Here is a 26364-nt window from a genome sequence, read left to right on the forward strand (position 1 = left end):
ACAATATAATATACTTAATATAAGTAAGTATTATGGCTAGATTAAATATTTTAAAAAAGAGAAAAAATTTTAAAAAAATTTAGAAATTTTTGTAAAGAGATTAAAAAATTAGATTGTTTTTTATAAAGAATTTTTTAAATTTAATAATTTTATAAAAAGATTTGTTTTATGAGATTTGAAAATTATTGTGTGAATTTAGCAAGGATTTTAAAATTAGATAAAATGTGTGTATGAATTAAAAAGGCATAGAATTATAGCTTTTACCCATTTTGCTATAAATCTAACTATATCAATAAAAAGGCAAAAAGGAAGATTCCAACCTGCTTTGCATTTTAAAGATAAAATTTGTGTATTCTTAATAGAATATTGCTTTAAGTCTAAGTTAAATAGGGTTTAACTAAAAACACATTGAATTTATATTATGTGTTTGTTTTAGTGAAATTACAAATATAATTATTAATTCCACAATTAGTTCCTTTGTACATCTTCAAAAGACAATAAAAACAAGCTTAAAGCAATGCAAACATAACTACTACTTAATAAAGTTTAAAATATTAATTATGATTTTAGATATTTATAAATTTTAGAAACCAACAAAGTGGATAAAAGACAATGCTACAAGCCTTAGAGCTTGTAACTTTAATCCTTAAATTTTGAAATAATCTTTGATTTCTTGTGCTTTGTCGGTTTTTTCCCAACTAAATTCTGGTAATTCTCTACCAAAATGCCCATAACTAGCAGTTTTTCTATAAATTGGACGCAATAAATCAAGGCTTTCAATAATACCTTTTGGAGTAAGGCGGAAGATATTTTTCACACATTCTTCAATTTTAGAATCTTCTACTTTACCTGTCCCATGCGTATTTACTAAAATTGATACGGGTTCTACCACACCGATTGCATAAGCGATTTGAATAGTAGCTTTATCACAAATCCCACTTGCAACAAGGTTTTTAGCTACATAACGCATAGCATATGCCCCACTTCTATCTACCTTGCTAGGATCTTTTCCACTAAATGCACCTCCACCATGCGGACAACTTCCTCCATAAGTATCTACGATGATTTTTCTACCGGTTAATCCCGCATCTCCTTGAGGTCCTCCGATTACAAATTTACCTGTTGGATTCACAAAATAGCGGATATTGTCGTTTGCAAATTCTTTAGGAAGAGCCTTTTTGACAACCTCTTCAATCACTGCATTTCTTAAATCATTTTGTGAAGTTTCAGGGCTGTGTTGTGTAGAAACTACAATCGTATCAATCCCAACAGGCACACCATCAGCATATTTGATAGTTACCTGGGATTTTCCATCAGGACGCAAGAAAGGCAATGTGCCATTTTTTCTCACCTCTGCTAACCTTTCAGTAATTCTATGGGATAAATAAATAGGAAGTGGCATAAGCACATCGGTTTCACGACAAGCATAACCAAACATTAGCCCTTGATCTCCTGCACCTATCTCGCCATCTTCTCTATCTACCCCTTGATTAATATCGGGACTTTGCTCTCCTACTCCATTTAGCACACCTGCACTTCTATAATCAAAGCCATATTTTGCATCCACATAGCCTATCTCCCTAATCACTTCTCTTGCGATATCTTGCATAGGTGCATAAGCGTGGGTTTTAAGCTCCCCTGCAATTACACAATAACCATTTGAAAGCAGGGTTTCACAAGCAACTCTAGCCTTAGGATCTCTTTCAATAATATAGTCTAAAATCGCATCACTAATTTGATCTGCCATTTTATCAGGATGTCCTTCGGTAACTGATTCTGATGTAAATAAAAACTCTTTTTTCATAAATTCACCTTGTATTTTTATTTTTTAAATCATATCATAATAAAACTTAAATTTTTTAAGCAACATTAACTCTATAAAAATAAATTAAAAAAAATGAACTTCTATAAATTTGATATAATGTATTTTTAGTAATTGACAAGGAGGAAAATTGCGAAATTATTATGCGAGTTTATGCACAAGAATGTATGAAATATTACATAAAGAAGCCCCAAAAGATGAATTGGAATTTTATTTAGCTTATGCTAAAAAAGGAGAAAGAATCTTAGAGCCACTTTGTGGAAGCGGAAGATTTTTAGTGCCATTTTTGCAAAGAGGTTTTGATATTAGCGGAATGGATTCTTCTAAGCAAATGCTAGATGCACTAAAAGCGAAAGCTCCTTGTGCGAAAGTTATGCAAGCGGATTTTTTAGATTATCCTACAAAAGAAAAATTTGATTATATTTTTATTCCTTCGGGTTCTATAGGGCTTTTTAGTGATATGCAAATTTTACATAAAGTTTTATGTAAATTAAAAGAGCTTTTAAAACAAAAAGGCAAGCTTGTTTTTGGAGTGGATACGATTTTTACAAAGTTACCCAATGATAATGCATATAAAGAAAATGTTTGTGTAAAAACAAAAGAGGGTTTTAGTTTGCATCTAAAAAGTAAAAATTTTTATGAAGAGCTTACTCAAACGCAATTTTCTCCTGGAATTTATGAGCTTTATGATGGGGATAAACTATTAAAGACGGAGAGTATGGATTTTGTTATCCATCTTTATAAGATAGGAGAGATGGAGCAGTATTTAAAGAAAGTGGGTTTTAAAGAGATTAAAGTTTATTCTTCTTTTGATAAAAAGATTGCAAAAGATATAGATAATGAAGCACTAATGCTTTTGTATGAATGCAGTTTTTAAAATGATATCTTTTGATTTAGAGTTTTTAAGCCTCTAAATCTTTTTCAAGTTTTTCTTTAGTTTCTTTAGGTAACTTGTTTAAAAAATTTGCAAGTTCAAAATGAACACCTTGAGTTTGCGCTTCATTTAAAAGAGCAATAGCCTTTTTAGCATTGAAATGGCTTAAGGGTTGATAAGGCTCAAAAAGTGTATTAGTAATAGCAAGTGCATAAGCTATTTTTTGGATCTCCCCTTCTGCTGCATGGGGATTGTCTAAAAATGCAATACCTTGTATAAGCACTTCATCAAACTTCCAATAATCAAATAAAAACCCCAAAAAGGCGATACTATCCACACCGCAATATTGATTTTCTAGCTCATGAATATCTCTAAATCCATTTGTTTCATTTGCATACAAAAATTCTTTATCTTTACCTATGCGAATAAGAATAGAAGAAAGCAAAATCATTCCAAGCCTTAAAAGCATCGCACAAGGCACTAGAGTATTTGCCAAAGATTTATCTTCCTCCTGCAACCATTCTGAAATAAAATCCACTTCTTTAGCACAATTTTCCAAAAAAGTGCTTGTTTCTAAACCATAAGGAGATACATCAATAATAAAATTACTTCGGATAGAATTTGCAAGAACGATATTTTTAATGTTTGTAATACCCAAAAGAGAAATCACTTGTTGCAAAGTTGAAACCTGTCTTGAAAAGCCATAAAAAGGAGAATTTGCCAATCTCAAAAGCTCTCCAACCAATAAGGGATCTTTAGAGATAATTGTCGCAACATCTCCTAATTTAACATCTGCACCTTTTTTATCAATATAATCACGCAGTTCTATTACCGTTTTTGGCAAGGGTGGTAGATTATTAATAGTCTCCAATAAAAGAGGATTCATAATTATCCTTACATTAAATTTTAAATTTACTGCTTGCTCAAATCTCTTTAAATTATTTTGTGAGATTTTTTACTTTTAATATATTTTAACATTATTTTTTTAAAAAACTACTTACCAAAGAATTTTAAAAAGTGTTAAAATTAAACTTTAATATTTTTGTAAATAAAATTATATTTTTCTTATTAGGAAATACAAATGCGTTTTGGAAAAATTGACTATCTTAATCTTTTGCCTTTTGAAGTATTTATCAAAAGCTATCCTTTACCTGCTTCTTTTAAGCTTTTTTATCAAAAGAAAAAATCTTATCCAGCAAAACTCAATCAAGAATTTATCTTTGGAAGAATTGATGCAGGATTTGTTTCTTCTATCACAGCACTCAATCAAAAACGCTATAATTTTCATGCACACAATATAGGAATCGTTGCTAGAAAAAAGGTTTTAAGTGTAATTGCATTAAAAAATCAAAGCGGAAGCGACTATCAATCAGACACTTCTAATGCACTTTTGAAAGTTTTGGGGCTAAAAGGACGCGTTCTAATAGGAGATAGAGCGTTAAAAGAAATCTTAAAACAACAAAAAGAAGGCAAAAAAGATTATATAGATATGGGGGAATTTTGGGTTCAAAAACAACATTTACCCTTTGTTTTTGGAAGGGTTTGCATTAAAAAGCATAGAGAGTTTTACAAAAAAATTTTTAAAAAATTTCAAAATTCACACATTAAAATCCCACACTATATTCTTTTAGAATCTGCTTTAAAAAATGATTTATCCAAAAAAGAAATTTTAGAATATTTAAAAGTTTTAAGTTATAAAATTGACACAAAAGCAAACTATGGAGTTAACCGCTTTTATAGGGCTTTAAGAATATTACAAATCAAGCCTCCAAAAAGATTTTAATTTATTTTAATCTTCATCGTAGGTTTAAGGTAGTATAATAGCAACCTTTAAATTTAAAATTTCCCAAATTTTGGGGTAGGAGTTATGAATGGAGCAGACATTATCCATTATCAAACCAGATGCTGTTAAAAAAAATGTAATTGGCAAAATTATTGATAGGTTTGAAACTAATGGCTTAAGAGTTGTAGCTATGAAAAGAGTTTATCTTAGCAAAAGAGATGCAAAAGAGTTTTATGCAGTACATAAAGAAAGACCTTTTTTCCCTGATTTAGTAGATTTTATGGTTAGCGGACCTGTTGTAGTTATGGTTTTAGAAGGACTAAATGCAGTAGCTAAAAACCGCGAACTTATGGGTGCTACAAATCCAAAAGAAGCTGCAGCTGGAACAATTAGAGCAGATTTTGCAGATAGCATAGATGCAAATGCAGTGCATGGTAGCGATAGCCTAGAAAATGCACAAAAAGAAATCGCATTTTTCTTTGCAAAAAGAGAAATTTGCTAACAAACCATAAAATACCCTTTGCTAGGGCTTTACAAACTTTAAGAAACGAGCAAAAAATTCCTTTTTGCTTTGATTTCAAGAGTGAAAATGGTAAAGATAATGTGGTTTTAGAAGGGGCTTTAACCCCTTGTGAGTATGATACAAGACTTTTAAAATTCAATGCTAGATTAAGCGGAGAATTAGAATTAGTCTGTGATATTAGCGGACAAGAATACATAAAAACCTTAGATGAAAAATTAGAATTTTATTTAAGTGAAGGTATTTTTGTATGCGAATCTGAAAATTTTGAAGAAATTATTGAGTGTGAAAATGGTATGATTGACTTTTCTGAAATTTTGAGAAGTGAATTAGAAATGATTCGTTGCGATTTTCACTCAAAAGAAGATTAAATTAATTTAAGGAGTAAATTATGGCAGTTCCAAAAAGACGCGTTAGTAAGACAAGAGCAGCAAAAAGGAGAACACATTATAAAATCACTTTAGCAATGCCTGTTAAAGATAAAGATGGCACATGGAAAATGCCACATCGTGTTAATAAATTCACTGGAAACTATAAAGGTTAAGGTTAATTACTTCAATGAAAGTTGCCATTGATGCAATGGGGGGAGATTTTGGATCTCTACCTTTAGTTGAAGGTGTTCTCTTAGCATTAAAAGAGAAAAACTTTGAAGCAATTTTAGTAGGAAAGAAGGAGATTTTAGAGCCTCTTATTCCCGCAGAATTTGCCAAAAAAGTTCAAATAGTACATTGTGAAGATTTTATCACAATGGAAGAAGGAGCTACTTCAGCATTAAAACGCAAAGAAAGCTCTATTTATGTAGCGATTGAAATGCTAAAAAACAAAGAGGTAGATGCGGTCGTATCCGCAGGACATAGTGGTGCCACTATGAGCCTAGCAACCCTAAAAGTTGGCAGAATCGAAGGGGTTTCGCGTCCTGCTATTTGCACACTTATGCCACGCATTGATGGAAAGCGTTCTTTGGTGGTAGATGCAGGTGCAAATGTAGAATGCAAAAGTGAAAATCTCTTTGAATTTGGCATTATGGGCTATGAGTATGCCACTTCTGTGCTTATGCACTCTAATGCTAAAATAGGTATTTTGGCAAATGGGGAAGAAGAATGCAAAGGTAATGAAATCACAAGAGAAGCTTCTAGCTTACTAAAAAAACATCCTGCATTCATAGGGAATATTGAAGGTAATAATATTTTTGATTCTTCTGTGGAAGTGATTGTATGCGATGGTTTTGTGGGTAACATTGTCTTAAAGACAAGCGAGGGTGTTGCTGATTCTATTGTATATCTTCTAAAAAAATACATCAAATCCTCTCCCATAGGAATTTTTGGTGCATTGTTTATGAAAAATGTTTTTAGAAAACTTAAAAAACAAATTGACTATGCAGAATATGGTGGAGCACCGCTTTTAGGGATTAATGGTAGTGTGATAATTTGTCATGGAAAAAGCAATGCAAAAGCTATGAAAAATGCTATTTTTCAAGCAATTAGCACCCTAGAAAATAATATTAATGACAAAATACTCGATGCCATTAAACAATACAAACAAGGTTAGCCAATGGAAAATGAAATTTATGCATCTTTAAAATCCATTGGTGCATATATCCCAAAAAAAATAATTACAAATAATGATCTAGCAAAGATTGTGGATACAAGCGATGAGTGGATTAGCAAACGCACAGGAATAAAAGAAAGGCGTTTTGCTGATTGCAGTGAAGCTACAAGCGATTTAGCGACAAAAGCTGCTAAAATTGCGCTAGAGAGAGCTAAAATTAGCCCCGATGAAGTAGATATGGTGATTGTTGCTACTATCTCTCCAGATTTTCTCTGCATGCCCTCAACCGCTTGTGTGGTAGCCCACAATCTTGGGATTATCAATAAACCTGCATTTGATATTAGTGCTGCTTGTAGTGGCTTTATCTATCTTCTTTCTTTAGCAAATTCTTTTATTGTTTCTAAAACTTACAAAAACATTCTCATCATCGGTGCAGAAAAACTTTCAAGCATTATTGATATGCAAGATAGAAGCACTTGTGTGCTTTTTGGAGATGGTGCGGGTGCAGCACTGATTTGTGCTACACAAAACAAAGAAGAAAGTATCCTAGATGTAAATATTTCTTCTAATGGACAATATAAAGACTTTTTAATAACTCCCGGTTGTGGCAGTAAGAATCCAGCAAATGAAGCAATGTTGCAAGAGAGAATGCAGTTTATTAAAATGAAAGGCAATGAAACTTTTAAACTTGCAGTAAAAACACTCACAAATGATGTAGTAGAAATCCTAAAAAGAAACAATCTAAACAAAGAAGATATTGATTATTTTGTGCCACATCAAGCAAATTTACGCATTATTTCTGCAGTAGGAGAATCATTAAATTTTCCAAAAGAAAAAGTCGCACTCACGGTGCAAAAATATGGCAACACTTCAGCTGCTTCTATCCCTATGGCAATTAACGATCTTTATGAAGAAGGTAAAATCAAAAAAGGCTCTAAATTACTTTTGGATGCATTTGGTGGTGGGCTTACTTGGGGTTCTGCTATCTTGTATTTTAACCCACAATAGCCAAAACTTATTTTGCTAAGGGTTTTTCCTTTAGCTACAAAATAACTCTTTAATATAAATTCTAAGTATATCCAAAATAATCACCACAAAGCATTAGCAAAGCTTGACATACATTTTCATCTTTTACATCAAAATGATTTTAGTGTATCTTGCCTTTTATTTCTTATTTTTGGCATTTAGCCTTATTATTAGAAAGATTGCAATCTCATTTCATATTCTATATTTTTTTCATCAAGTCTTTTAGTTAATTCTTCTAAAATTTGGCATTCAAAATAAATACATATCCCACAATCACTGCTAAACTCTCTAGGTGTTGGCATAAGCTTGATAAGCGTATTTTGCATTTCTTTTAAAATTTCTTCACCATAAAAAGCATCTGCACTGCTAAAGAGCAAAATATATCCCTTCTTCATTTTCTTCCTTTAACTTTTGCTAATTTCTTTTAAAGCAAATAGCAAATAATCCATCTCTTCTTTTGTATTAAAAGCTCCAAGTCCTACCCTAAGCGTTCCACCCCATTTTAGACTTCCTAAAACCTTATGCGTGGCAGGAGAGCAGTGCAAACCAACTCTTAAACAAATTCCATAAGTCTCCCCAAGCTTCAAACCCACTTCTGAAATACTTTTATTTTTTAATCTAAAGGAGAAATTTGCTATCCCAAAAGATGGAAAATAGGTTTGTATATTATTAAGAGAGCTCAACTTTTCTTTTAAATATAACCCAAGCTCGTATTTTTCTTGATAGATGTTTGCAACGCCCTTTTGCTCTATCCATTCTAAAGCCGCCTTAAGCCCTGCTATACCATGCATATTTGGCGTTCCACTTTCAAATTTATCGGGTAAAAAGTTAGGCTGAAACTCCTCCTCGCTAAGACTACCTGTCCCACCATAAACAAGAGGCTCCAAACAATCTTGATTAAAAGAATCGCTTAACGCTAAAACTCCAACTCCCATAGGTGCTAAAAGCCCTTTATGTGCACTAAGTGCAAGTAAATCCACTTTTGTAAAAATATCATTTAAGGCAATTATGCCTGCACTCTGTGTTGCATCTAGCAAAAATAATGTGTTTGTGCTTTTTGCAATTTGGCTTAGCTCTTCTAGAGGCAAGATGGCTCCCATTACATTATTTACATGCACACAAGCGAGCACTCTAGCTCCCTTGCATAAATTTTGTGCTTTTTTTAAATCAAGATTTCCTAAACTATCAGTGGGTATCTCTCTAATTTGTAAATTAAGCTTATCTTTTAACGCATTTAAAGGACGCTTGATTGCATTATGCTCCATTTGCGTGGTTACTACAATATCCTTTTCTTTTAAAATACCTTTTAAAGCCATATTAATCGCACTTGTAGCATTTAAAGTAAAAAGGATTCTTTTTAAATCTTTTAAACCCAACATTTTAGCCAAAAGACTTCTACTAGAATGCAAGATTCTCCCAGAAGCGATTGAAAGTGGATGTGCACTCCTACTAGGACTTGCACCGATATTTTCTAAAAAATTGCTTATTGCTTCTTTAACGCCGGGTGCTTTTGGAAAGCTTGTAGCAGCATTGTCTAAATAAATAAGCCTTTTATCTTCCAAAATCAACCTTTCTTTTTAAGAAGATAGACAAATTCATCTGTGTTAGATTCTACTAAATTAACCTCATAATTATGGTTTATAGCCATTCTTTTGATGTTTTCACTAGAAGCACCACAACTACATAAAACCTTAATTTCTAAATGCCCCTCATCAATAAGGGGTTTTAAATTTAAAACAGGTTCGGGGCAAGATAGCCCCCTTACATCAAGCTCTTTCATTTATACTCTCCTTTCTTTAGCAAAAAATGCCACAATAATACAAAATACAATCCCTAAAAATACCGCTATGGGCGCATTAGCTCCAATCCCCGCAGGAGAACTTGCTAAGCCAAAGTTATGTGCTATGGCTGCCCCAAAAAGCAAACCAAAAACAAATACTCCCGCATCTCCATCACCTTCACCCGCTAAAACAAGCTGTCTTCCAGGGCAACCTCCAGCAAGTGTAAAAGCAATACCAGAAAGTAACATTCCTAAAAAGTTCCACAAAGTATCATTGTGTGCTATGGGTTGATTAGAAAATCCAAGATGAAAGCTTCCTAACATAAGATTTGTCAAAAAAGCCGCCACAACTAGAGCGATTACTCCTTGTAAGATATGCGTATCTTTAAAAAGAACTGTATCTCTAATAGCAGCTATCATACAAAAACGACTTCTTTGGAAAATTGCCCCTAAAAATAAACCCACTATCAAAGAAATTAATAAAGGAGCATGTTGAGAACCTGGACCTTTTTGGGAAGTTTTAACAAGTGCATTAGGATCCCATAAGCTCCACAATAAAAGCCCAAATAATATCAGTGTAAAAATAGGAAATACTAAGCCTACAATCTTACTTGCTTGTCTATTTCTCCCTAGAGAAAAACCTCTTTTTAGAAAAAATAAACCGATTAAGATTCCAACAATAAGCCCTCCAATACCTGCTAATGCACTTAAATCCCCTCCGCTTAGTCTAAGCCACATTCTCCAAGGACAACCCAAAAATACAAGCGCTCCTATCATAGCAAAAGCACCAAGCATAAAGCGAACAACAGGTGCTGATCCAGCTCTAGCCCTAAATTCCCCCAAAGCAAAAGAGGCAATTAAAGCTCCAAAAACTAAACCAATAATTTCAGGACGAATGTATTGCACAATTTGCGCTTGATGTAAATTCAGCGCTCCTGCAATATCTCTACTAAAACATGCAGCACACATTCCCATATTTCCCGGATTTCCAAAATATACTAGCACGGGCGCTAATACACCTAAAGCAACTCCTGCTAAAATAGGCAAAACAGCCAATTTCATAAGATTCCTCCAAAATTAACATTATAAAAAGACAGCATGATTTTTCTAAAAGAAGTTTTAAAAAGCTGTGCGCTTAAACCTTAAGCAAAATAAAGAAAATATTTTATCCAATTTAGCTTAAAAATACTTGTTTTATAAATGGATATTTTTTAAACACTCTAGCAACAAATTACATTTATCTTGATAAACTTTCTCTTTAATAGCTAAGGGTGCGATGGGTTGCTTTTGTGCGATGAGCCATTCTTTTATAGAGTATTTTTTTAATCTTTTATAAGTGCTTAAAATCCATTTTGCATTCAAAGGTAGATTTTCTTTTGCATTATAAAATCTTATTTGTTGCTTTAATAATTCCATATCTTTGTATTCTTCTAAAAGTTGCAATAAATCTTTAGGTGAAAGCTGTGCTAATTTTTTAAAAGAATCTTGATTTCTTAAAAGAAGCAAAAGTGGGATTAGAGTTTTTTTAGGAATTTGCAAGTCTATTTTTACGGTATTTAAAAATAAGGAGGTAAATTTTAAAAGTAAATTTTTATTATCTAGTTTTTTTAATAAATTCAAATTCTCTAAAAGTGTGGGAGTTTTATAAAGGTTTGGAAAAATGTATTCTAGCACTCTAAGTTCTATTAAAGTAGCAAAAAAAAGTGTAGAATTTTTATGTTGCATAACATTTTCTATTTCTTTATAAACGCGGTTTGGCTCTAGCTCTTTTAAAGTATCCCTCATAGAATAGACAAGCTTTTTTGTATCTTGATGTATGCTCCACTCCTCGCCAAAACGCGCCCTAAATCTAGCAAGACGCAAAATCCGCAGAGGATCTTCACAAAATGCTCCACTAACATGGCGTAAAATTTTATTTTTTAAATCTTCTAATCCACCAAAATAATCTATAATTTCTTTTTTTTCTTCATCATAGGCTAGAGCATTAATGGTTAAATCTCGACGCTTTAAGTCTTCTTTTAGGCTGATATTTTGCGCATCATATGAAAATCCATTATAGCCTTTAGAAATTTTAAATTCTTTGCGTGCAAGTGCGATTTGTGTAGAATTATCTAGTAAAAATACAGGGAAGCTTTTACCTACTTTTTTTAAATGGGAGAAATCTTGCTGTGTGTAGCCTACTGCCACATAATCTTTGTCTTTTAGGGGCAGTTTTAAAAGCATATCTCTAACTGCCCCACCTACTAAGTATATTTTCTTAGTAGAGGCCATATTTACCATCAATCCTTTTATAAATCACACGCATTTTTGAATCTTTATCATTAAAAACAAAAAATTGTTGCGAGCTACTTTTTAATCTCTCTAGTGCATCTTCAATATCCAAAGGCTTATGCAAATCTAAGTCCATAGGCACGATTTCATCTTCGCTTTTTAGCGTAAGTGCTTCATCGGCTAAAATAGGTGCCACCATTAAATCATCGGTTCTTATTGCATGCTTAATATTAATTTTATCATGATAACGACGCAAAATTTTATGCATTCTTGAAATTGCTAAATCTGCTGCTACATATAAATCTTTATCTTTTTGGCTTATAACTACGGTGTTTGTTTTTGCCATTGAAAGAGTAATGTCAAAATTAAAAAGCCTTTTCTTTTTTTCTTTGCCCTTTTTTTCTTGATAGGAAATAACAACCTTTGTGCTGATAATATCTAGGTTGTATTTTTCTAGGCTTTCAATGAGGCGTGTGATGTAGTCTTTAATAGAATCTGTTAGCTCAAAATGCCTTGCTGTGATAGTTACATTCATAACTTACTCCTTTTTAGTGAATAAGCATATTGTAGCATAAATTTAAGACAATGTAGATTGCATTGTTGCTTTTAAGATTTGTGTATTAAAAGTTTTATTAAAAGATTGCATAAAAATTTCAAACGCTAAAATCGCTTGATTTATAAGCATATTTTTGCCATCTTCTATTTTTAGATTGCAAGCTTTAGCAAGATTTAAAAAAGGCGAATCTACTCCATAGACTAAATCAAATGCCATTTTAGCACCTTGAAAAACATCTTTTAAGCAATTTTCTTCTAAAGGCAAAGTATGCGTTGTTAGACTGCTTGGGGTGGTGTTGATTATAATATCAAAAGATTTTTGTACATTAAAATCTTTAAAAGTAGCGGTTTGTATTTTGAAATCTTTAAAATTTTCTAGTCTAAGTTTAGAGCGATTTATAAGCGTGGTTTCAATTTCCTTTTCTTCTAAGATAGCTACAATGGCTCTAGCAGAACCTCCCGCACCAATGACTAACGCACTTTTAAAATTCTCTTTTTCTATGCATTGATAAAAACCTAGTGCGTCTGTATTGTATCCATAGATTTTATTCTCTTTAAAAATAAGCGTATTAGTAGCACCCATTCTTTTAGCAATCCCAAAAACCTCATCACACATACTATAAGCCACTTCTTTAAAAGGTATCGTAATATTTGCCCCATTAAGTGCAAAAGAGTTTAGATGAGTGCGAAATTGCTCTTCATTTTCTAAAAGAATTCTACCATAATATGCCTCAACCCCTAAAACCTTAAAAGCACTATTGTGTAAAAGTGGGGAGAGTGAATGAGAGATAGGATTCCCAATGACTGCAAACTGCATTAAAATGCCTCTAGGGATCTTTTTACTACCCAACCCTCTTTATTGCCACCTTTTGCATCTTTGATTTTTACCCAACTGCCTTGTTCTTCTATAATCTCCACCATATCCTCTGGGGTTAATTTACCTAAAATCTCACTTTGTGTGTTAGGAGCTTGTCTAATGTTTAATGCTGGAACTCTTGAAGTGTAAAAAACCATAGAATCTTTTTGCAAGGAACTTTCTTTTGCATTTTTATTTACTTCTTCTAAAGGAGGATTATTTTCTAATATATAGGGTTTAGTGTAGGATTTTAACACCCAACCAAGAGTTGCATGGTTATAATAATTTCCTATTAAGATCCAATCGCCTTGTTGCTCTAAAATAACCGCATAAAGGGTGGGAGTGAGCTTTCCCATAATATCTGAATTTGTGTTTGGTTCTTTTCTAATATTCAAAGAAGGAACTTTTGAAACAACTAATTCTTGTTTTTTGGGCTCTTCTAAAGACTTAGGTAAGTCTTCTAAAGAGGGTAAAACTTCTTTGGTTTCTTGTTGTTTAGGTGGCACACTTGGAGTAAAGGGTTCTTTGCTTACTTGTGTGATTTGCATAATTTCTTCTTCGGTTTTTGCTATTTTTGTATTATCTTTAGTGCTAACAACTTCAAAAATAATATAATAAATCCCAAAAGAAAGCACTAAGATAAATATAGGAATAGAATAGAGCTTAAAAAAACGCTCTAAAATAGAAAATAGCTTCAAATTTTTTGCCCCTACTTTAAAAAATTCCTACATTTTATCTAAAAAATGCAAATTAATCAAATTTGCTATTTTATAAAGATACCTTCTGCTTTTGTAAGCTCCCCTAGCACATAGCCCCCACTTTGTCTTAAAACCTCATCTACATTTTCACTATCCACTACTAGCACCATACCCACACCCATATTAAAAGTTCTATAAATATCACTTTGTTCTACATATTGGCTTAAAAAATCAAAAATGGGCAATCTTTGGATACTGCTTTCTTTGATATAGGCTCCTATCCCTTTTGGAAGACAACGGGGCAAGTTTTCTATCAAGCCACCCCCTGTAATGTGGGCTAGAGCTTTAATCTTGCTTTCTAATTTTTTAAAGGTTTTAACATAGATTTTAGTAGGAGTTAGCAAAGTTTCAATAAGGGGCTTACCATTAAAATCACTCTCCAAATCTATCTTATTTTCTTGTAAAATTTTTCTCACCAAAGAATATCCATTAGAATGAATCCCGCTACTTGGAAGTGCGATTAAAACATCTTTTTCTTTAGCCGTGCTTTGTTGTTGTACTTTAGCTCTCTCTCCTATACCCACTGCAAAACCCGCTAAATCAAAATCCTCTCCTGCATACATTCCGGGCATTTCCGCAGTTTCTCCACCAATTAGCGCACATTCTGCCTCTTTACATCCTTGCGTGATTCCTTTAATTACCTCTAAGGCTTTGCTTTTATCTAGCTTTCCAGTTGCATAATAATCTAAAAAGAAAAGGGGTGTAGCAAAATTACATATTAAATCATTCACACACATTGCTACCAAATCAATCCCTACTCCATCAAGCCTATTAAAATCAATAGCAAGTCTAAGTTTTGTCCCCACTCCATCAGTAGCCGCTAAAATAACAGGCTCCTTGTAGCCACTAGGAAGCGCATAAGCACCACTAAATGAGCCAATGCCTCCTAAAACATTTGCATTAAAAGTAGATTTCACAAGACTTTTTAAGTTATCTACAAGCGCATTGCCTTCTTCTATATCTACGCCTGAATCTTTGTAGTTTAATTTTTTCATTCTTTAAATCCAAAAAATAAGTAAATTTCTACGCAATAATACAAAAAAGCAACTAAATTTTTAATAATTTTAGACAAGCATTAGGGATAAAATTTATTTTTAAAAACTTTCTAGCTATAATCTAAAAAAGACATAATTATAGGAGAATAAATGAATACTCTTGAATTTAAAGAAGCAGTAAGCAACATTCAAAATAAAAGCGATTATAGAGAGCCTCTAGGCTTTGGGATTTGTTATGCAGATGTTGGGGTTTTAAGCAATAAGGTGCTTCAAGCAACCTATCCTGTATTAAACTGGAAAGAAAATTTTGGCTCTTATGCAATTTTTTGGGATTTAAGAAATGAATGCGAGATTTTAAACGATGAACCAAGTGAGCTTGTTTTTGGAATTACAGAAGAATTTGTCATTAAAGCTTTAGAATATTTTACCCCTTATATTCCACAAACTTTGGAAAATCCTAACGCACACAAAAATGTTGCCGTACTTTTAGAACTTCAAAGAGCTTTACAAGAAGATAGAATCTATACAGAAAATGGAGATTTTCGCTATCGTTTTTGTGCTATCTATGAAGATACACAAGCAAAAAGTGTAGAAAGTGCTTATATGAAGCTTCTAGCGCTCTCTTTAGGCAAAGCACCTTTAAGAAGCTTATGCCTAGATGGGATTTTTGGACTTTTAAGCAATGTAGCTTGGAGCGGCAATGTGCCTTATGAGCTAGAATGGCTAAGAGAAAATGAAATCGCTCTTAAAATGAGAGGAGAATTTCCAGCAATTGATTTTGTAGATAAATTCCCACGCTATTTAATGCAAGTAATTCCACAATATGATAATATCCGCTTACTTGATAGTGCTAAAACTCGCTTTGGTGCATATCTAGGAAGTGGTGGATATACGCAAATGCCGGGTGCTAGTTATGTAAATTTCAACGCAGGTGCAATGGGTGCTTGTATGAATGAAGGTAGAATTTCATCAAGCGTGATTGTAGGCGAAGGAAGTGATGTAGGTGGTGGTGCTAGCATTTTAGGTGTGCTAAGCGGTGGGAATAACGATCCAATCAGCATTGGCAAAAATTGTCTTTTAGGTGTAAATAGCTCCACTGGAATTAGCCTAGGAGATGGTTGTATTGTAGATGGTGGAATTGCAGTTTTAGCAGGAACTGTGTTTAAAATCTCAAGCGAAGAAGCACAAAAACTAGCAGAAATTAATCCTAACTTTACTATTAATGAAAGCGGACTTTATAAAGGCAAGGAACTTTCAGGCAAAAATGGCGTGCATTTTAGACAAGATTCTAAGAGTGGAGCTATGATTGCATTCCGCTCTAATCGTAAAATTGAACTAAATTCTGCATTGCATTAAGTTTATTGCTCTTTTTAGAGCAATAAAAACGCTTATTTCCTTTACAAATTTGCTTATAATATTTTAAGTCTATTAGACGCATAATTTCACATTTATTTTTAACATAATTTGGGAGTAAAAAATGTTAGTTTTTACCAAAAGAAAAGAACTGCAAGATTTTATTAAAGATTATAAAGCCAAAAATCCTACAAATTTAATAGGTTTAGTGCCTACAATGGGGGCTTTACACAATGGACATCTTTCTTTAATAGAATCTTGTAAAAAAGAGTGCGATTTAAGCGTGGTTTCTATTTTTGTAAATCCTACACAATTTGGAGCAAATGAAGATTTTAGCAAATACCCAAGAAAAGAAGAAGCGGATTTAAATGTATGCCAAAAGGCTTGTGTAGATATTGTCTTTATGCCAAAGGTTGAAGAAGTCTATCCGCTAAAAGAGGAACTTCAAACCACATTTAATGCACCCAGTGCTATGGTAAATGTGCTAGAGGGTAAAGTGCGTCCAGGACATTTTAATGGAGTTTTGCAAGTTGTGAGTAAATTATTTTTCCTAAGTCAAGCAAATAAAGCTTATTTTGGCAAAAAGGACGCTCAACAGCTTTTAATTATCCAAAAAATGGTAGAAGATTTATTTTTACCCATAGAGATTGTGCCTTGTCCTATTGTTAGGAGCAATGAGGGCTTAGCACTTAGCTCACGCAATGCTTATCTAAGCAGTGATGGCAAAAAAGAAGCCCTAAAAATCTCACATTCTTTAAATGTTGCCATGCGTTTAATCATGCAAGGAGAGCTAGAATCTAAAAAGATTATAGAAGCAAGCCTAAAAGCACTAGAAGGGTTAGAAGTGGAGTATTTTGTAATTGTAGATAGAAGCTTACAAAATCAAGAAAAAATAAAAAAAGATTCTACTTTGATTTTGGTTGTAGCAAGAGTTGAGGGAGTTAGATTGCTAGATAATCTTTGGATTTAGACAATTTAGGTTTTAGAATGAATGTGATAAAATACTTTATTTTTATTTGGAGTTAAATTATGGAAGAAATGATTGTAACGCGTTTTGCTCCCTCTCCTACGGGATATTTGCATATTGGAGGATTAAGAACAGCGCTTTTCAACTATCTTTATGCAAGAAAAAATAAGGGGAAATTCCTTTTAAGGATAGAAGATACAGATCTAGCTAGAAATTCAACAGACGCCAAAGAAGCTATTATAGAGGCTTTTAATTGGGTGGGAATGGATTATGATGGGGAAGTAGTTTATCAAAGCCAAAGATTTCCACTTTATCAAGAATATGTAAAAAAACTATTAGATGAAGGCAAGGCATATTATTGCTATATGAGCAAAGAAGAACTAGATGCCCTACGTGAAGAGCAAAGACAAAGGGGAGAAACCCCAAAATACGATAATCGCTATCGTGATTTTAAAGGCACACCACCTAGTGGAATCACTCCTGTTGTTAGAATAAAAGCTCCTTTAAGTGGAGAGATTAAGTTCAAAGATGGCATTAAAGGAGAGATGAATATCCAAGCAAAAGAGCTAGATGATTTTATCATAGCAAGAAGCGATGGAACACCTACTTATAATTTTGTAGTAGCGATTGATGATGCACTTATGGGTGTAACAGATATTATTAGAGGAGACGATCATTTAAGCAACACTCCAAAACAAATCATTATCTATGAAGCACTAGGATTTAAGATACCACGCTTTTTCCATGTGCCTATGATTTTAAACCCACAAGGACACAAGCTTAGCAAACGCGATGGTGCTATGAGTGTAATGGAATATAAAGAAATGGGTTATTTACCCCATGCATTGTTAAATTTTTTAGTAAGACTTGGTTTTAGTCATAAAGATCAAGAAATTTTTAGCAAAGAAGAAATGCTAGAGTTATTTAACCCCTACACTCTTAACACCTCTCCTTCTGCTTACAATCAAGAAAAACTACTTTGGCTAAACCACCATTATTTAAATCTCTTAAGTAACGAAGAGCTAAATGCCCTGTTGCCTTTATATGGAGCCAAAATCCCACAAGAAAATGCACAAGATATTCTCTATCCAGAGATTAAAGAACGCTCAAAAACCTTGCAAGAATTTGCAAATTTAATCAATGAATGCTTAGAAGAAGTGCAAGAATTTGATGAAAAAATGAAAGCCAAAGTCAATACACAAGAAAATATTCACCTTTTAGAAGAATTTATTGTCTATCTAAAAGCCCTAAAACAGCCAATCTCTAGCATTAGCGAAGCAGATAATGAAATTGCAACTTTTGCGGATTTTCAAGGCATTAAGCCTAAAAATTTATTTATGCCTTTGCGTTATGCACTTCTAGGCAAAAGTGGCGGTGTAGGTATGGCACCCCTTTTAGTTGCACTTAGCACACAAGAAGTGATTGAAAGAATACAAAAAGCCTTAGAAAGTCTTGCTTAGTCGCAAACTTTCTTTAAAGCTTTACGCAACTCTTTAACCTTTCTTTTAGGAATAAGCACTTTCCACTCTGCTTGTGAAAACTCCTTAGGATTATCCTCTAAACTCAAAGAAATAGAAACGATACTTTTCTTTTTTCCCTTTTTTGTAGGCACTTCAAGCCTTGCTACGATGATATTTCCTCCCTCTACATATTCACTCTCTAATGGAATAGTATAGGCTAATTTTTTAATTTTTTGCTTCATGGTTTCCCCCTTAAAATTTTTTCTGTTTAGCAGAAATACATATTACAAAAATATTACTTATAATATTTTAAAATATTTTTTATCACTAATATTTTTTTATAAATCATCACCTAACACCCTCCCCCTCTTAATCCTCCAAACTCACAAAGAAAAAACATAAAGCTTAAAAAGATAAATAACACCCATTTCTAAAGCAAACAAACCAAAACTTACCAAAAGCCATTTTGGAGCATAAAGAATATTAAAAAACTTTCTCCAACCAAAAAAATGCAAAGTAAGAAAAAAGACAACAAACCCACTAATACTCCCAGCAAGTGCCAAGCCAACTGCTCCAAAAGATTGCATAAGGATTAAAGAAAAAAGAGTTCCCACACCCAAAGAAAAGGCAGAGATTTTAGCCGCAAGAGCTTGTTTGTGCTCTGAATAAAGCCATAAAGAGAAAATCTTCGCAAGCCCAAAAGGCAAAAGCCCCACCATATATGCTCCAAATACATTAGCAGTTACATAAGTATTTTCTCTTGTAAATTTTCCACTCTCATATAAAAGCCAAATAATCTCATTTTGCAACATTATTCCGCCAATTACGCAACCTCCAAGCAAAATATACAAAAGCCAAAAAGATCTTTTTAACTCTTTTAATGCCAAAGCTTCTTGATGATTTTTAATGTATTTTGCTACATAGGGAAAAAGTGCCGTAGAAGTGGCTATAGCAAAAATTGCTAAAGGTAATTGAAAAATTCTATTTGCATAATACAAATAAGAAACAGCCGCTCCTCCCACAAAAGTAGCAAGCAATGTATCAATCAAAGAAGCAAGTTGTGCCGTAGAGCTTCCTACCATGGCAGGAACAAATTGTTTTTTAAAAGAGATTAGAGATTGATTAATAGAATCTTTTTTTCTTTTTAACTCCTTAAAACCCGCATACAAAAGCTTTAAAAAGCCAAGCTTCTTAAGAGGATAAAAATGTAACAAAATCTGTGCAATCCCTCCTGCTAATACCCCATAGCTTAAAATCAACACCGCATCATAACTTGCACTATCTTTAGCTATAAGCAAAGCTATAATCATAGCCACATTCAAAAGTGCAGGAGAATAAGCCCAAGCACTAAAACTGCGTTTATATTGCAAGATTGCTCCCAAAAATGTTGCGATAAATACAAGCAGTAAATACCAAAAATTAATAGCCACTAAAGGTGCTGTTAGCTTGATTAATTCTTCACTAAAACCCCAAGCAAGAATTTTTGTAACTTGTGTGCTAAAAATACACACTATTAAGCTCAATAAGAATAAAAATATACAAAAATAGATTAAAATCTTAAGTGCAAATCCCCCCTTATAACGCGCTTGAATAAAACTAGGCAAAAAGGATTGATTAAAAGCACCTTCTCCAAAAATGCGTCTAAAGAGATTGGGCAATTTAAAGGCAACAAAAAAAATATCGCTATAAACTCCAGCACCGAGTATATTGGCCGTAAGCAAATCACGAAGATACCCTAAAATCCTTGAAGTAAGTATCCCACTACCATTTGTTAAAAATGCCTTAAAAAACATAGAACTATCCTTACATTAAATTATTCTTGTAGTAAGTTTTGGTAAAATAAGTTATATTATTTTTGCATAAAAGGTTTTAGAATATGTTAAAAGAGAACGAGGGAGCATTAGTGCGATCTAGTTATATCAATGAATGCGAAGATATTAAAGTAACGCTCAAACAAGTTGCCTCTCAATACAAAATTGACATGGACTTATTAGATTTTGACTTGCAATCTGTGATTACATATACTAAAAAAGTCTATGACTATGAATTTTCCTCTCTTAATTTAGCTCAAGCAGAAGTTTTTTTAAGCAAAAGAGATAATCTTGTAGAACCCAATCTAGTTATCAAACAATGCTATGGGATTGTGATTAGAAAAAGGGAGAGGAGAGAACACCGCTTTTTCTTAAAAACTGACAAAGATTATTCTTATTCTACTCTTTATTTTCAAATTGGCTTTGTCTATAATGAAGAGAGTTTTGATGAACTTTATATGCAAATCAAAAAGCAAAAGGCTTGGAATAAAATCCTAATTTATAACGAAACAGAAGAGAAAAAAGCTCTTAAAAGTTTTTTAAAAGAGCTTAGCTATCCCCTAAAACAAGAAGTAGAATATCGTCTAAATGTCGCGATTAATTTTATCCCTACAAAAGAAGCCAAACTAGAATTCAAAAAACAAATCTTAATGCACCATTTTCAAACCATTTTGCCTAATGAAGTTGTTTGTGTTTTTTATAAACCTATCATAGGAAAACCCGGAAGAAATATTAAAGGAGAATATATTATCCCAAAAGAGCCAAAAAGTATCCATGAAGTAAGCCCTTTGCAGTATGATAAACATTCTATTTTGGTAAAAGAAAGTGAATTAGTAATTGAATATATTGCAAAAAATGGAGGGATTTTACACTATGAGGATGAATTCCTCCTCATTCAAGATACACTAGAAGCAAAAGAAATTAGCGCCAAAACAACAGGTTCTCTCATCGGGCAACTAAATAGCGGAACCACGATCAATGTAACAGAAAGCGACAGCTTAAAAGAGGCAATAGGTAGAGGTATGAAAATCCAAGCTTCTTGTGTCAATATAGAGGGAAATGTAGGGGCAGATGCTATTATCCACGCAAAAGAGGTTAATGTAGGCGGACAAACCCATCAAGATTCTAAAATTTATGCTGATACCATTTCTATCCACAACCACAAAGGCTATGTCAAAGGCAAAAATATCAAAATAGATACACTCGAAACTGGCATTATTGAAGGAGATAGAGTAGAAGTCAATAAAATGTATGGGGGTAAAATTTATGCGGATGAGATTATTGTACATTATCTGCATTCCCATGCACTCTTTTGCGCAACACATAAAATTAGGGTGCACTCTATGGATAAGGGCGAAAATAGATTCTTTATAAGTGCGAATTATAGTCCAAGTGCTAGGGAAAATTACAATGCTCTTTTAGAAACCAAAAATAAAAGCATTAAGGAGGCTATCCAACTCACAAAAGAGCTAAAAGTGCAAAGCCTAGAAGCAAGGAAGCAAAAAAGCATTGCGGATGAAAATAGAAAGATTCTTATCCATTATAAAAATACCAAAACCATTCCACCAAAATATTTATTAGATAATTTTGAAACCTATCACAAGCTCATCACCTCTCTAAAAGAAAAACGCCAAAAAATCAACGAACTTAGTGTAGCTTTTAAGGATGCTAAAGATAAACTTGCAAAGCTAGATTTGCAAACCAAAACTGCCACCATAGAAGTGCAAAGTGGCTGGGTAGGCTATAATGAAGTGCGTTATACTCTTCATTCTCCCAAGCTTGAATTAAGTTTAACGCCCAAATTTGGTGATGGGACGAAAGTGATTTTTAACAAAAATGATGAAAAATTAGAATTAATAGAGGAATAAATATGATTATAGGATTAGAGGGGCAAATAGTTTTTAAAGAGCCCACAAGATTAGGAATTAAGTGTGCAGGCGTAGTGTATGAAGTATTTACATCTTTGCAAACAAGCCAAAACTTAACCCAAAAAGTAGGCGAGGTAGCAAATCTTTTAATCACACATCTTATACGCGAAGATGCATGGCAACTTTTTGGATTTTTGGATAATTTAGAGAGACAACTTTTCTTGCGCCTTATTAAGATTAATGGTGTGGGTCCTAAAGTAGCTATGGCAATTCTCTCTACTTATAGTCCGCAAACTTTTGCACAAGTTGTAGAAAATAATGATATAAAGTCTATGCAAAGAGTTCCAGGGATTGGTCCTAAAAGTGCAGGAAGAATCTTAGTAGAGCTTTCTGGCTGGTCTTTAGAGCTTACACAAGATTCTAAAATGCCAAAAGAAGATTCTAATCTCCATCAAGTAATCTTAGCACTAGAATCCCTAGGCTACAAAAACGATGTAATACAAAAAGCCATTAAAGGCTTAGAAAATGATGAGATAGGCGCTATGGTAAGAGTAGCACTTAAAAAAATACAAAATTTATAATTTAGGAAAAATATGGATAAAAAACTGCATTTAATTTCTTTGGGCTGCACCAAAAACCTTGTAGATAGCGAAGTAATGCTAGGCAGATTAAAAGATTATGAAAATACACAAGAATTAGAAGAAGCAGATGTAATCATCATCAATACTTGTGGCTTTATTGAAGCAGCTAAACAAGAGAGCGTGCAAGAGATACTAAAAGCTCTAGAAAACAAGAAAAAAGATTCTATTTTAGTGGCAAGTGGATGCTTAAGCGAACGCTATGCAAAAGAGCTAAGAGAGGAAATCCCAGAGATTGATATTATTACAGGTGTTGGGGATTATGATAAGATTGATTTAATGCTAGAAGAGCGTAAAAAAAGTGGTAAAAAAATTGACGCAGCAGAGCATAAGGGGACTTTTCTAGCCACAGAAGAAAATACAAGAGTGATTAGCGGATCTAGTATCCATGCTTACATTAAGCTTTCAGAGGGCTGTAACCAAAAATGTAGCTTTTGTGCTATCCCCTCTTTTAAGGGCAAACTACACTCACGCACACTAGAATCTGCACTCAAAGAAGTCAAAAATCTAGTCAAAGAGGGCTATAAAGATTTTAGCTTTATTTCTCAAGATACAAGTTCTTATATGCTAGATTTAGGCGTTAAAGATGGGCTTGTTCAGCTTATTAAAGAAATAGACAAGCTTTATAATGAAGGCTTAGAAATAAGAAGTGCTAGGATTTTATATCTTTACCCCTCAACCACTTCTAAAGAGTTAATCCAAGCAATTATAGATTCTCCTGTATTTGTAAATTATTTTGATATGCCACTCCAACACGCTTCAAGCAAAGTTTTAAAAACAATGAATAGAAGCACAAAATATAAAGAACTTCTAAAACAAATGCAAAAAGCTCCGAATGCTTTTTTAAGAACAAGCTTTATTATAGGGCATCCGGGCGAAGAAGAGGAAGATTTTAAAGAGCTTTGTGATTTCATAGAAGAATATAGATTTGATAGAATGAATCTTTTTGCCTTTTCAAGCGAAGAAGGGACAAAAAGTGCTAATATGGAGCAAATTAGCCCAAAGGTTATTCAAACTAGACTAAAAAAGATAGATAAGATTTTTAGCAAACAATACAAAGAGGGCTTAAAAAGGCTCATAAATTGCGAAATAGATGTGATTATAGAGGGCAAATCTAGCGAACATGAATTTTTCTTTAGTGCAAGAGATGTTCGCTTTGCTCCACAAATTGATGGAGAGATTCTTATAAATGACAAAGAGATAGAAGAAGAGCTAAAGACGGGTTATTATAGAGTGAAAATCACTCAAATTGCAGGAGAAAATCCTGTGGGTTGCGTGATTGGAAAATTATAATTTTACCTTAGAACATCTTTCTTGTCTAAGTGGGGGCAAAAATCTTTTAGCTTTTTCTGGGGGAGTGGATTCTACGGCACTCTATTTTCTTTTAAAAGAGGCAAGAATTCACTTTGATATAGCTATTGTAGATTATAAAATAAGGACACAATCAAGCCTAGAAATCTCTCGTGCTAAGCAACTAGCATTTTTTGATAACAAAAAATGTTTTATTTATGAAGCGCCTAAAATAGAACAAAATTTTGAAGCAAATGCAAGGGCGGTGCGTTATGAGTTTTTTAACACACTCATACAAAAATATGAGTATAAAAACCTCATTTTAGCACATCAATTAGACGATTTATTGGAATGGTTTATGATGCAACTCTCCAAAGGGACTGATGTTTTAAATACTCTTATTCCAAGCTTAACAAAGAGAAATTATCAAAATAAAAATTATTATATTGTGCGTCCTTTACTTTATATAACAAAAGCTAATCTTATAAAATACTTAGAAAAAAATACAAGATTTTATTTTGAAGATTATAGCAATAACTATTTGTTTTACAAAAGAAACTATTTTAGAAAGAATTTCACGCAAAAATTGTTAGAAGAATTCCATTTAGGAATCGCTTTTAGCCTCAAGTTAATGGGAGAAAAAACCTCTTTAGAAGAACCTGAAGATTTAGGAGGATATTTTTGTTTTGAAAGTTCTAAAGAAGATTTTATTTTTGTGGATAAAGCAAGCAAAAAATTAGGATATTTACTTTCAAAAAGTCAAAAATTTCAGTTACAAAACCTACTAGAAAAAGAGGAATTTTCTTATATATTTGGAGATAAAATTGTAATAGAAAAGTGTAATAAAAAACTTTATATATTCCCTAATTTAAGGGAAAAACAATCTCTTAACAAAGAGGAAAAAGAATTTTTTAGAAAGGCAAAGATACCTAAGCGTTTTAGGGTATTTCATAAGGCTTTTAAACTCCATTTACCTTAAATAAAATAAACTATATTAAAAATATATTTAAGTTTTTATTAATAAAATTTTAAATTCAGTTCTTGTAAAATTATCCTTACATTATTAGAGTTATTTATTATTGCAATAGCCTTATTTTGCAGTAATAAATAATGTTTTGATTGGGTTTATATACATAAAACACATCAAGGAAGGAGCAATCGTGAAGCAAAAAACTCAAAAAAAATTCGTAAGCATGTCTTTTAAGTTAATGTTATGGCTGGGTTCATTAATCACCCTTATTTTAGCCATTATCAGTGTTGTTGGCTATTTTGAATCTAAGAGCAACACTTATAGTTTGCTCCAAGAACTTCAAAAAAAGGCAATGGTGGATGTTGCGCAAACCTTTAAAAGCTACGAAATGGGTAAAGGGCAGACAATTAAGGTTTTAGCAGAAGAAATCGTAAATCGCCCCAATATCACACAAGAAGAAATTTTATCTTTGGTAAAAGCATTTGAAAAAGCGGATGATTTTGAGCTTGTTTATGTGGGGCTTGAAGATAGTGGTTTGAATTATCAATCTGATGGTGAAATTTTGGGTATGGCACAAAATTATGATACAAGAAATCGCCCTTGGTATAAGGAAGCAAAGGCGGCTCAAGATTTTATTATTACAGAACCTTATAAATCTGCAAGCAGTGGAAATGTAGGCGTAACCTATGCAATGCCAATTATTAGAAATGGTCAATTTATAGGCGTTGTAGGAGGGGATTATGACTTAGCTAGGTTTTCAAGAGATGTTTTAGCCCTCGGCCATACAGACAATTCTTATGTAGGCGTTTATGCACCCGATGGAACAATTTTGTTACACGAAGATGAAAAAAGGATTTTAACAAAAAACGCACTTAGTAAAAATATTTCCACCACACTGAAAGAACAACCAGAACTACTAGAAGCAGAGAATTTGGATTCTATCTTTTATGCTAAAGATGACAAAAATATCTCTTATGCGGTGATGTGCGATAAACTCAATGCAAACTTTAGAGTTTGCTCTATCACACAAGAGAGTGCCTATACAGATGCTGTGAATGAAGTTTTAATGTTGCAAGGCTTAGGTGGAGCTATTGCGGTTATTTTATCCTTAATCTTAATTAAAATTGTAATTACTATCGCACTAAAACCCCTCTCCTCCATTCAAAATGGCCTAAGTGGTTTCTTCTCTTATTTAAACCATGAATCTAAAAATGCTCCT

The 26364-nt window shown here is 33.0% G+C and carries 28 protein-coding genes; 15 read left to right on the forward strand and 13 right to left on the reverse strand.

Features of this window, described 5'->3' with window-relative positions:
• Positions 1 to 646: 646 nt before the first annotated feature.
• Positions 647 to 1804 (reverse strand): methionine adenosyltransferase, encoded by a 1158-nt coding sequence (gene metK, locus EBF09_RS07780; RefSeq protein WP_121764547.1) that lies wholly within the window; start codon positions 1802 to 1804, stop codon positions 647 to 649.
• A 148-nt stretch (positions 1805 to 1952) separates the two neighbouring features.
• On the opposite strand from metK, the gene EBF09_RS07785 reads away from it, so the two are divergent.
• Positions 1953 to 2699 carry a class I SAM-dependent methyltransferase gene (locus tag EBF09_RS07785; RefSeq protein WP_198672569.1) on the forward strand — a complete coding sequence of 249 codons (747 nt, stop codon included), beginning with the start codon at positions 1953 to 1955 and terminating at the stop codon, positions 2697 to 2699.
• A 25-nt stretch (positions 2700 to 2724) separates the two neighbouring features.
• Here the strand turns inward: EBF09_RS07785 and EBF09_RS07790 are convergent, their stop codons facing one another.
• On the reverse strand, positions 2725 to 3582 hold the full coding sequence (locus EBF09_RS07790; protein ID WP_121764548.1) for an HDOD domain-containing protein: 858 nt from the start codon (positions 3580 to 3582) through the stop codon (positions 2725 to 2727).
• Between the two features lie 195 nt (positions 3583 to 3777).
• On the opposite strand from EBF09_RS07790, the gene EBF09_RS07795 reads away from it, so the two are divergent.
• The 6 genes from EBF09_RS07795 to EBF09_RS07820 all read left to right on the forward strand — a co-directional run bounded on the left by EBF09_RS07795 (position 3778) and on the right by EBF09_RS07820 (position 7555).
• Positions 3778 to 4479 (forward strand): MqnA/MqnD/SBP family protein, encoded by a 702-nt coding sequence (locus EBF09_RS07795; RefSeq protein WP_121764549.1) that lies wholly within the window; start codon positions 3778 to 3780, stop codon positions 4477 to 4479.
• A gap of 88 nt (positions 4480 to 4567) precedes the next feature.
• Positions 4568 to 4981 (forward strand): nucleoside-diphosphate kinase, encoded by a 414-nt coding sequence (gene ndk / locus EBF09_RS07800; protein WP_111230316.1) that lies wholly within the window; start codon positions 4568 to 4570, stop codon positions 4979 to 4981.
• Positions 4975 to 5370, forward strand: a complete 396-nt coding sequence (locus tag EBF09_RS07805; protein ID WP_121764550.1) for a hypothetical protein — start codon at positions 4975 to 4977, stop codon at positions 5368 to 5370. Before ndk ends, EBF09_RS07805 begins: the two co-directional genes overlap by 7 nt.
• Before the next feature lie 20 nt (positions 5371 to 5390).
• Complete coding sequence (gene rpmF, locus EBF09_RS07810; RefSeq protein WP_121764551.1) at positions 5391 to 5543, forward strand: 50S ribosomal protein L32; 153 nt, start codon at positions 5391 to 5393, stop codon at positions 5541 to 5543.
• 14 nt (positions 5544 to 5557) lie between these two features.
• Positions 5558 to 6547: a phosphate acyltransferase PlsX gene (gene plsX / locus EBF09_RS07815; RefSeq protein WP_121764552.1), complete on the forward strand. Its 990-nt coding sequence runs from the start codon at positions 5558 to 5560 to the stop codon at positions 6545 to 6547.
• 3 nt (positions 6548 to 6550) lie between these two features.
• On the forward strand, positions 6551 to 7555 hold the full coding sequence (locus EBF09_RS07820) for a beta-ketoacyl-ACP synthase III (RefSeq protein WP_121764553.1): 1005 nt from the start codon (positions 6551 to 6553) through the stop codon (positions 7553 to 7555).
• 188 nt (positions 7556 to 7743) lie between these two features.
• Here EBF09_RS07820 and EBF09_RS07825 read toward each other — a convergent pair whose 3' ends face one another.
• The 9 genes from EBF09_RS07825 to purM all read right to left on the reverse strand — a co-directional run bounded on the left by EBF09_RS07825 (position 7744) and on the right by purM (position 14788).
• On the reverse strand, positions 7744 to 7968 hold the full coding sequence (locus tag EBF09_RS07825) for a DUF3343 domain-containing protein (protein WP_121764554.1): 225 nt from the start codon (positions 7966 to 7968) through the stop codon (positions 7744 to 7746).
• 9 nt (positions 7969 to 7977) lie between these two features.
• Positions 7978 to 9135: an aminotransferase class V-fold PLP-dependent enzyme gene (locus EBF09_RS07830; RefSeq protein WP_121764555.1), complete on the reverse strand. Its 1158-nt coding sequence runs from the start codon at positions 9133 to 9135 to the stop codon at positions 7978 to 7980.
• A 2-nt stretch (positions 9136 to 9137) separates the two neighbouring features.
• Positions 9138 to 9353, reverse strand: coding sequence for a sulfurtransferase TusA family protein (locus EBF09_RS07835; RefSeq protein ID WP_121764556.1), 216 nt, complete (start codon positions 9351 to 9353; stop codon positions 9138 to 9140).
• Positions 9354 to 10415: a YedE family putative selenium transporter gene (gene yedE / locus EBF09_RS07840; RefSeq protein WP_121764557.1), complete on the reverse strand. Its 1062-nt coding sequence runs from the start codon at positions 10413 to 10415 to the stop codon at positions 9354 to 9356.
• Positions 10416 to 10547: 132 nt separating this feature from the next.
• A complete protein-coding gene (locus EBF09_RS07845; protein ID WP_232817701.1) occupies positions 10548 to 11624 on the reverse strand; it encodes a polynucleotide adenylyltransferase in 1077 nt (358 codons plus the stop codon).
• Positions 11611 to 12159: a ribosome hibernation-promoting factor, HPF/YfiA family gene (hpf, locus tag EBF09_RS07850; protein WP_121764559.1), complete on the reverse strand. Its 549-nt coding sequence runs from the start codon at positions 12157 to 12159 to the stop codon at positions 11611 to 11613. Before hpf ends, EBF09_RS07845 begins: the two co-directional genes overlap by 14 nt.
• Positions 12160 to 12201: 42 nt before the next feature.
• The gene (locus EBF09_RS07855) at positions 12202 to 12996 is read right to left on the reverse strand and encodes a shikimate dehydrogenase (RefSeq protein WP_121764560.1); all 795 of its coding nucleotides are present in this window, start codon (positions 12994 to 12996) and stop codon (positions 12202 to 12204) included.
• A complete protein-coding gene (locus EBF09_RS07860) occupies positions 12996 to 13733 on the reverse strand; it encodes an SH3 domain-containing protein (RefSeq protein ID WP_121764561.1) in 738 nt (245 codons plus the stop codon). The genes EBF09_RS07855 and EBF09_RS07860 overlap by 1 nt, the downstream gene beginning before the upstream one ends.
• A 65-nt stretch (positions 13734 to 13798) precedes the next feature.
• Complete coding sequence (gene purM / locus EBF09_RS07865; protein ID WP_121764562.1) at positions 13799 to 14788, reverse strand: phosphoribosylformylglycinamidine cyclo-ligase; 990 nt, start codon at positions 14786 to 14788, stop codon at positions 13799 to 13801.
• A 150-nt stretch (positions 14789 to 14938) separates the two neighbouring features.
• Between purM and EBF09_RS07870 the strand changes: the two genes are divergently transcribed.
• From EBF09_RS07870 to gltX, 3 genes are all read left to right on the forward strand, one after another.
• Positions 14939 to 16144, forward strand: coding sequence for a 2,3,4,5-tetrahydropyridine-2,6-carboxylate N-succinyltransferase (locus EBF09_RS07870; protein ID WP_121764563.1), 1206 nt, complete (start codon positions 14939 to 14941; stop codon positions 16142 to 16144).
• Positions 16145 to 16265: 121 nt separating this feature from the next.
• Complete coding sequence (panC, locus tag EBF09_RS07875) at positions 16266 to 17111, forward strand: pantoate--beta-alanine ligase (protein ID WP_121764564.1); 846 nt, start codon at positions 16266 to 16268, stop codon at positions 17109 to 17111.
• A gap of 68 nt (positions 17112 to 17179) precedes the next feature.
• Positions 17180 to 18568, forward strand: a complete 1389-nt coding sequence (gene gltX / locus EBF09_RS07880; RefSeq protein WP_198672572.1) for a glutamate--tRNA ligase — start codon at positions 17180 to 17182, stop codon at positions 18566 to 18568.
• Here the strand turns inward: gltX and EBF09_RS07885 are convergent.
• Both EBF09_RS07885 and murJ read right to left on the reverse strand, forming a co-directional pair.
• Positions 18565 to 18810, reverse strand: coding sequence for a hypothetical protein (locus EBF09_RS07885; protein WP_121764566.1), 246 nt, complete (start codon positions 18808 to 18810; stop codon positions 18565 to 18567). The two genes, gltX and EBF09_RS07885, sit on opposite strands and share 4 nt — an antisense overlap.
• A gap of 141 nt (positions 18811 to 18951) precedes the next feature.
• The gene (gene murJ / locus EBF09_RS07890) at positions 18952 to 20361 is read right to left on the reverse strand and encodes a murein biosynthesis integral membrane protein MurJ (RefSeq protein ID WP_121764567.1); all 1410 of its coding nucleotides are present in this window, start codon (positions 20359 to 20361) and stop codon (positions 18952 to 18954) included.
• An 83-nt stretch (positions 20362 to 20444) separates the two neighbouring features.
• Between murJ and EBF09_RS07895 the strand changes: the two genes are divergently transcribed.
• From EBF09_RS07895 to EBF09_RS07915, 5 genes are all read left to right on the forward strand, one after another.
• Entirely contained in the window at positions 20445 to 22247 is a 1803-nt protein-coding gene (locus EBF09_RS07895) for a FapA family protein (protein WP_121764568.1), read from the forward strand.
• A 2-nt stretch (positions 22248 to 22249) separates the two neighbouring features.
• Positions 22250 to 22828 (forward strand): Holliday junction branch migration protein RuvA, encoded by a 579-nt coding sequence (gene ruvA / locus EBF09_RS07900; protein ID WP_121764569.1) that lies wholly within the window; start codon positions 22250 to 22252, stop codon positions 22826 to 22828.
• Positions 22829 to 22840: 12 nt separating this feature from the next.
• Positions 22841 to 24178: a 30S ribosomal protein S12 methylthiotransferase RimO gene (gene rimO / locus EBF09_RS07905; protein WP_121764570.1), complete on the forward strand. Its 1338-nt coding sequence runs from the start codon at positions 22841 to 22843 to the stop codon at positions 24176 to 24178.
• On the forward strand, positions 24165 to 25154 hold the full coding sequence (tilS, locus tag EBF09_RS07910) for a tRNA lysidine(34) synthetase TilS (RefSeq protein WP_121764571.1): 990 nt from the start codon (positions 24165 to 24167) through the stop codon (positions 25152 to 25154). The genes rimO and tilS overlap by 14 nt, the downstream gene beginning before the upstream one ends.
• 181 nt (positions 25155 to 25335) lie before the next feature.
• Positions 25336 to 26364 (forward strand): cache domain-containing protein (locus EBF09_RS07915; RefSeq protein ID WP_198672570.1); only part of this gene is annotated, 1029 nt, incomplete at its 3' end.

Origin of the sequence: Helicobacter burdigaliensis (assembly GCF_003670295.1) — a bacterium.
GTDB classification, from domain to species: domain Bacteria; phylum Campylobacterota; class Campylobacteria; order Campylobacterales; family Helicobacteraceae; genus Helicobacter_D; species Helicobacter_D burdigaliensis.

Excerpts from the sequence above, each read along its gene's own strand:
- EBF09_RS07885 (WP_121764566.1), bottom strand. The coding sequence starts at position 18,810 with ATGAAGCAAAAAATTAAAAAATTAGCCTATACTATTCCATTAGAGAGT.
- ruvA (WP_121764569.1), top strand. The coding sequence starts at position 22,250 with ATGATTATAGGATTAGAGGGGCAAATAGTTTTTAAAGAGCCCACAAGA.
- EBF09_RS07845 (WP_232817701.1), bottom strand. The coding sequence starts at position 11,624 with ATGGCCTCTACTAAGAAAATATACTTAGTAGGTGGGGCAGTTAGAGAT.
- EBF09_RS07820 (WP_121764553.1), top strand. The coding sequence starts at position 6,551 with ATGGAAAATGAAATTTATGCATCTTTAAAATCCATTGGTGCATATATC.
- purM (WP_121764562.1), bottom strand. The coding sequence starts at position 14,788 with ATGAAAAAATTAAACTACAAAGATTCAGGCGTAGATATAGAAGAAGGC.
- plsX (WP_121764552.1), top strand. The coding sequence starts at position 5,558 with ATGAAAGTTGCCATTGATGCAATGGGGGGAGATTTTGGATCTCTACCT.
- yedE (WP_121764557.1), bottom strand. The coding sequence starts at position 10,415 with ATGAAATTGGCTGTTTTGCCTATTTTAGCAGGAGTTGCTTTAGGTGTA.
- EBF09_RS07870 (WP_121764563.1), top strand. The coding sequence starts at position 14,939 with ATGAATACTCTTGAATTTAAAGAAGCAGTAAGCAACATTCAAAATAAA.
- hpf (WP_121764559.1), bottom strand. The coding sequence starts at position 12,159 with ATGAATGTAACTATCACAGCAAGGCATTTTGAGCTAACAGATTCTATT.
- rimO (WP_121764570.1), top strand. The coding sequence starts at position 22,841 with ATGGATAAAAAACTGCATTTAATTTCTTTGGGCTGCACCAAAAACCTT.
- EBF09_RS07835 (WP_121764556.1), bottom strand. The coding sequence starts at position 9,353 with ATGAAAGAGCTTGATGTAAGGGGGCTATCTTGCCCCGAACCTGTTTTA.
- murJ (WP_121764567.1), bottom strand. The coding sequence starts at position 20,361 with ATGTTTTTTAAGGCATTTTTAACAAATGGTAGTGGGATACTTACTTCA.
- metK (WP_121764547.1), bottom strand. The coding sequence starts at position 1,804 with ATGAAAAAAGAGTTTTTATTTACATCAGAATCAGTTACCGAAGGACAT.
- rpmF (WP_121764551.1), top strand. The coding sequence starts at position 5,391 with ATGGCAGTTCCAAAAAGACGCGTTAGTAAGACAAGAGCAGCAAAAAGG.
- EBF09_RS07895 (WP_121764568.1), top strand. The coding sequence starts at position 20,445 with ATGTTAAAAGAGAACGAGGGAGCATTAGTGCGATCTAGTTATATCAAT.
- ndk (WP_111230316.1), top strand. The coding sequence starts at position 4,568 with ATGGAGCAGACATTATCCATTATCAAACCAGATGCTGTTAAAAAAAAT.
- EBF09_RS07790 (WP_121764548.1), bottom strand. The coding sequence starts at position 3,582 with ATGAATCCTCTTTTATTGGAGACTATTAATAATCTACCACCCTTGCCA.
- gltX (WP_198672572.1), top strand. The coding sequence starts at position 17,180 with ATGATTGTAACGCGTTTTGCTCCCTCTCCTACGGGATATTTGCATATT.
- EBF09_RS07825 (WP_121764554.1), bottom strand. The coding sequence starts at position 7,968 with ATGAAGAAGGGATATATTTTGCTCTTTAGCAGTGCAGATGCTTTTTAT.
- EBF09_RS07795 (WP_121764549.1), top strand. The coding sequence starts at position 3,778 with ATGCGTTTTGGAAAAATTGACTATCTTAATCTTTTGCCTTTTGAAGTA.
- EBF09_RS07855 (WP_121764560.1), bottom strand. The coding sequence starts at position 12,996 with ATGCAGTTTGCAGTCATTGGGAATCCTATCTCTCATTCACTCTCCCCA.
- panC (WP_121764564.1), top strand. The coding sequence starts at position 16,266 with ATGTTAGTTTTTACCAAAAGAAAAGAACTGCAAGATTTTATTAAAGAT.